The sequence below is a fragment of the Streptomyces sp. SM1 genome, assembly GCF_002910825.1.
Lineage (GTDB): Bacteria > Actinomycetota > Actinomycetes > Streptomycetales > Streptomycetaceae > Streptomyces > Streptomyces okerensis.
The window spans coordinates 1-5599 of sequence record NZ_NEUB01000873.1 but is presented as its reverse complement, the minus strand read 5'-3'; the positions used below and the strand labels follow the sequence as shown (position 1 = coordinate 5599).

General features: G+C 69.8%; 5 protein-coding genes. 2 read left to right on the top strand and 3 right to left on the bottom strand.

Features of this window, described 5'->3' with window-relative positions; genetic code table 11:
* Nucleotides 1-1143, bottom strand: a 1143-nt coding sequence (locus B9S61_RS29120; protein WP_103544913.1) for a cbb3-type cytochrome c oxidase subunit I, incomplete at its 3' end; no start/stop codon positions are given.
* A complete protein-coding gene (gene coxB, locus B9S61_RS29115; protein WP_374936257.1) occupies nt 1140-2132 on the bottom strand; it encodes a cytochrome c oxidase subunit II in 993 nt (330 codons plus the stop codon). The genes coxB and B9S61_RS29120, both read right to left, overlap by 4 nt.
* 277 nt (nt 2133-2409) lie before the next feature.
* Between coxB and B9S61_RS29110 the strand changes: the two genes are divergently transcribed.
* Nucleotides 2410-3801 carry a cysteine desulfurase/sulfurtransferase TusA family protein gene (locus tag B9S61_RS29110; protein ID WP_103544912.1) on the top strand — a complete coding sequence of 464 codons (1392 nt, stop codon included), beginning with the start codon at nt 2410-2412 and terminating at the stop codon, nt 3799-3801.
* A 295-nt stretch (nt 3802-4096) separates the two neighbouring features.
* Here the strand turns inward: B9S61_RS29110 and B9S61_RS29105 are convergent, their stop codons facing one another.
* Nucleotides 4097-5071 (bottom strand): carbohydrate kinase family protein, encoded by a 975-nt coding sequence (locus B9S61_RS29105; RefSeq protein WP_103544911.1) that lies wholly within the window; start codon nt 5069-5071, stop codon nt 4097-4099.
* A 129-nt stretch (nt 5072-5200) separates the two neighbouring features.
* On the opposite strand from B9S61_RS29105, the gene B9S61_RS29100 reads away from it, so the two are divergent.
* Entirely contained in the window at nt 5201-5410 is a 210-nt protein-coding gene (locus B9S61_RS29100; protein ID WP_103544910.1) for a hypothetical protein, read from the top strand.
* The last annotated feature ends 189 nt before the right edge of the window (nt 5411-5599 follow it).

Below are 5599 nucleotides of genomic sequence, written 5' to 3'. Positions count from 1 at the left end.
GACGCCGGTCAGACCACCGAAGAGGAAGGTGACCAGGAAGCCGATCGACCAGAGCATCGGGGTCTCGAAGCTCAGGGACCCCTTCCACATCGTGCCGATCCAGTTGAAGAACTTCACACCGGTCGGCACCGCGATCAGGAAGGACATGAAGGAGAAGAACGGCAGCAGTACGCCGCCCGTCGCGTACATGTGGTGCGCCCACACCGTCGCCGACAGGCCGGCGATCGCGATCGTCGCGGCGATCAGACCCATGTAGCCGAAGATCGGCTTGCGGGAGAAGACCGGGATGATCTCGGAGACGATGCCGAAGAACGGCAGCGCGATGATGTACACCTCCGGATGGCCGAAGAACCAGAACATGTGCTGCCACAGGAGAGGGCCGCCGTTGGCCGCGTCGTAGATGTGCGCCCCGAACGTGCGGTCCGCCATCAGCGCGAGCAGCGCGGCCGCCAGGACCGGGAAGGCGAGCAGGACCAGCACACCGGTCAGCAGCACGTTCCAGGTGAAGATCGGCATGCGGAACATCGTCATGCCGGGAGCGCGCATGCAGATGATCGTGGTGATGAAGTTGACCGAGCCGAGGATCGTGCCGAAGCCGGAGAAGGCCAGACCCATGATCCACAGGTCACCGCCCAAGCCCGGTGACCGGACCACGTCCGACAGCGGGGTGTAGGCGAACCAGCCGAAGCTCGCCGCGCCGTCCGGGGTGAGGAAACCGCCCACCGCGATCAGCGAGCCGAACAGGTACAGCCAGTAGGCGAACATGTTCAGCCGCGGGAACGCCACGTCGGGCGCGCCGATCTGCAGCGGCATGATCCAGTTGGCGAAACCGGCGAACAGCGGCGTCGCGAACATCAGCAGCATGATCGTGCCGTGCATCGTGAACGCCTGGTTGAACTGCTCGTTCGACACGATCTGCAGACCCGGCCGGGCCAGCTCGGCGCGCATCACGAGCGCCATGACGCCACCGATGACGAAGAAGGCGAACGACGTCACCAGGTACAGCGTGCCGATCGTCTTGTGGTCCGTGGTCGTCAGCCACTTGACGACCACGCTGCCACGGTTCTGGCGCCGCGCCGGCAGCTCGTCCTCGTAGTGGGACCCGGCTGCTTCGGCACCCTGAGGTTGATTGAGGATGCTCACAGGATGTTCGACTCCCGGTTCTTCTCAGGGCCCGTCTGTCCGATGCCGGCGGGCACGTAACCGGACTGGCCCTTCTTCACGAGGTCCTTCAGGTGCTGCTCGTAACGCTCCGGGGAGACGACCTTCACGTTGAACAGCATCCGGGAGTGGTCCACGCCGCAGAGCTCGGCGCACTTGCCGAGGAAGGTGCCCTCACGGCTGGGGGTCACCTCGAAGGCGTTGGTGTGGCCCGGGATGACGTCCTGCTTCATCAGGAACGGCACCACCCAGAAGGAGTGGATGACGTCACGCGAGGTCAGCACGAAGCGGACCCGCTTGCCCTCGGGCAGCCACAGGGTGGGGCCCGGGTTGTTGGTCTGCGGGTTCCGCGTTCCGGGGACACCGCAGTCGTAGGCGCCGCCGGCGTCGGCCGGGAAGGCGTCCTTGTAGCGGTCCGGAATCGCGTCCAGTTCCGCGGACTTCTTGGCGTCGCCCGTGGAACCGTCGACGTTCTCGACGTAGTTGAAGCACCAGCTCCACTGGAAGCCGACCACGTTGACCGTGACGTCGGGGTTCTTCTCGAGCTTCAGCAGCTCGGACTCGTCACGCGCGGTGAAGAAGAAGAACACCGAGACGATGATGAGCGGAACGACCGTGTACAGCGCCTCGATGGGCATGTTGTACCGGGTCTGCGGAGGAACCTCCACCTTGGTGCGACTGCGCCGGTGGAAGAATGCACTCCACAGGATCAAGCCCCACACCAGCGCACCGATAGCGAGCGCGGCAGCCCAGGATCCCTGCCACAGGGAGAGGATCCGCGGAGCCTCTTCCGATGTCGGGGTGGGCATACCGAGGCGGGGGAAGTCCTCCCATGTGCAGCCGGTGGCGGTCGCCAGGACCAGCCCCGCGGTCAGTGCCTGCAGCAGCTTCCGCCGCATGGGGCGCCGCGGCTTGGGGGTACCGCCCACGCCCTTCAGGCCGTGGGGGAGGTCGGAGCCGTTGGGACTCACGTAGCGCCTTCCCGAGAGTCTCGCCCGCGCTGTACGGCTGCGGCCTGGCCTTCTCTCGGGTCGGTCGCCGCCCTGCGTCGGGCAGGGGTTTGGATGTTTATGCGGACCAAACCCTAGCCGACGCGTTTCAGGGCTTCGCGAGGAGGGGTGCCATACGCGCCGCGGGTTACGCCGGGCGCCTCATCGGCCGGGGGGAGGGGTCCTCGTGGCGGCTGCGGCATCGTCGTGGTCGGGCGCGCAGTTCCCCGCGCCCCTTCGGTGCGCTTAGCGTTGGGGTGTGTCCTACTTCGATGCCGCTTCCGCCGCTCCTCTTCATGCCGTTGCCCGGCAGGCTCTGACGGCCTCTCTCGATGAGGGGTGGGCGGATCCCGCCCGGCTCTACCGGGAGGGGCGGCGGGCGCGGATGCTGCTGGACGCCGCGCGGGAGGCCACCGCGGAGGCGGTGGGGTGCAGGGCGGACGAGTTGGTGTTCACCGCTTCCGGTACCTCGGCGGTGCACTCGGGGATCGCCGGTGCGCTGGCCGGGCGGCGGCGCGCCGGGCGTCACCTGATCGTGTCCGCGGTCGAACACTCTTCGGTACTCCATGCGGCGGAAGTTCACCAGGCCGGTGGAGGCACGGTCACCGAGGTGACGGTGGGGCGCACCGGAGCGGTGAGCCCGTCCGGGTACGCGGCGGCGCTGCGGCCGGACACCGCGCTCGCGTGTCTGCAGTCGGCCAACCACGAGGTGGGGACGGTGCAGCCGGTGGCCGAGGTGGCCGCGTCGTGCCGGGCGGCGGGTGTGCCGCTGCTGGTGGACGCGGCCCAGTCGCTGGGCTGGGGGCCGGTGGAAGGCGCCTGGTCGCTGCTCGCGGCGAGCGCCCACAAGTGGGGCGGCCCGCCGGGGGTGGGGCTGCTCGTCGTACGCAAGGGCGAGCGGTTCGCGCCCCAGGGGCCGCGGGACGAGCGGGAGTCGGGGCGGGCGGCCGGGTTCGGGAACCTTCCGGCGATCGTGGCCGCGGCGGCGTCCCTGCGGGCGGTGCGGGCGGAGGCGGCCGAGGAGGAGGTACGGCTGCGGGAACTGACGGAGCGGATCCGCGCGCGGGTGCCGGGGCTGGTGCCGGAGGTGGAGGTGGTCGGGGACCCGGAGCGCCGGCTGCCGGGGATCGTCACCTTCTCCTGTCTCTATGTCGACGGGGAGACACTGCTGCACGAGCTGGACCGGGCCGGGTTCTCCGTGTCCTCCGGCTCGTCCTGTACGAGCAGCACGCTGACGCCGAGCCATGTGCTCAAGGCGATGGGAGTGCTCAGCGAGGGCAACATCCGTGTCTCGCTGCCGCCGGGGACACGGGAGGAGGACGTCGAGCGCTTCCTGGCCGTCCTGCCGGAGGTGGTGGCGGGGGTACGGGAGAAGCTGGGCGCGCCGGTCTCCACCGGGGAGGCCGTGAGCCGGCCGGGCGAGGACACCGCCCTCGTCGTGGACGCGCTGGGCCGGCGGTGCCCGATCCCGGTGATCGAGCTGGCCAAGGTGATCGGGGACGTCCCGGTGGGCGGCACGGTCCGCGTCCTCGCCGACGACGAGGCGGCCCGCCTGGACATCCCCGCCTGGTGCGAGATGCGCGGCCAGCAGTACCTGGGCGGGGAACCGGCCCCCGGGGGAACGTCCTACACCATCCGCCGCCTCACCTGACCCCCTTGGACGGGGGCGCGGGAAGCCACGCACCCCCAGCCCCCCCCCCAGGGGCGCGAGGAACCGCGCACCCCAGCCACAGGGGGAGCAACCTGCCACCAGGGGCACGCGGAACTCCCCTCTCGTGGGCGCAGGAAACTCCGCACCGTCAGGGGCGCGGGGAACTGCGCACCGTCAGGGGCGCGGGGAACTGCGCACCGTCAGGGGCGCGGGGAACTGCGCACCCCCGAAGGGCAGGGGGCCGCACTCCACCCCGTGGGCACAGCCGACCCCACCCGCCTCACCCCCGGAGGGCTCAGCCGAGGTGCCCCCGGACCTCCTCCGCCGCCTCGTCCCCGTACGCCTTCATGAACCGCTCCATGAAGTGCCCCCGCCGCAACTGGTACTCCTGCGTCCCCACCGTCTCGATGACCAGCGTGGCGAGCATGCAGCCCACCTGCGCCGCCCGCTCCAGCGGGACTCCCCACGCGAGCCCCGACAGGAACCCCGCACGGAACGCGTCGCCGACACCCGTCGGGTCGACCTTGCGCTCCTCGTCCGGGCAGCCGACCTCGATCGTCTCCTCGCCGGCCCGCTCGATGCGGACACCCCGTGCGCCGAGGGTGGTGACCCGGTGCCCGACCCGGTCGAGGATCTCCGCGTCGCTCCAGCCGGTCTTCGTCTCGATGAGCCCCTTCTCGTACTCGTTGGAGAAGAGGTAGGTCGCCCCCTCCAGCAGTATCCGGATCTCCTCGCCGTTCATCCGGGCGATCTGCTGGGAGAAGTCGGCGGCGAACGGGATGTTCCTGGAGCGGCACTCCTCGGTGTGCCGCAGCATCCCCTCCGGGTCGTCGGCGCCGATGGAGACGAGGTCGAGGCCGTCCACGCGGTCGGCGACGGTCTTCAGCTCGATCAGGCGGGCCTCGCTCATCGCGCCCGTGTAGAAGGAGCCGATCTGGTTGTGGTCGGCGTCCGTGGTGCACACGAAGCGGGCGGTGTGCAGCGTGTCGGAGATCCGGACGGATTCGGTGTCGACGCCGTGCCGGTCCAGCCAGGCCCGGTACTCGTCGAAGTCGAAGCCGGCCGCTCCGACGAGGATCGGGCGGGTACCGAGCTGGCCCATCCCGAAGGCGATGTTCGCGGCCACGCCGCCCCTGCGCACGTCGAGATTGTCGACCAGGAAGGAGAGGGAGACCGTGTGCAGCCGGTCCGCGACGAACTGGTCGGCGAAGCGGCCGGGGAAGGTCATGAGGTGGTCGGTGGCGATGGAGCCGGTGACTGCGATGCGCACGGCGTGGATTCTCCTGAGGGAGGCGGGTTGACACTTCACGCTACCGGGTGGGAGCGACCCGTAGAAGCAGTCAAAACTACCCGATAGTAGCTCTTTCTTCGTGACCTTCACCGTGCATACGGTGCGGACATGACGAACATCAAGGTCCACGCCTCCACCCCGGTCGACCTCGAGGGCGACCTGGCGTCGCTGCGCGGCGACTGTGCCCGGATGGCTCCCCACTGGACGGTGCCGGACAGGGTGGCCGCCCGGCCGGTGTCCCCGTCCCTGATCCACGGCGTGAGCGTGCCGCCCGCCTCCGCCCGGCTGCTGGACGCGATGTCGGAGTACGGCGACTGAGCCGACACCGGGGAACCGTGCGCTCCCCCGCTGCGTCCCATCGCCGTCCCCCGTAAAGGGGATGCGGGATACGACCCCTCAGGAGTCCCGGTGCGACCGGGCAGGGTCCATGGGGACAATTGGGCAGCCGAAGGAGCGATGCGGTGAACACCGAGCGACCCGACAACGACGACGCCGAGGCGCGCAGCG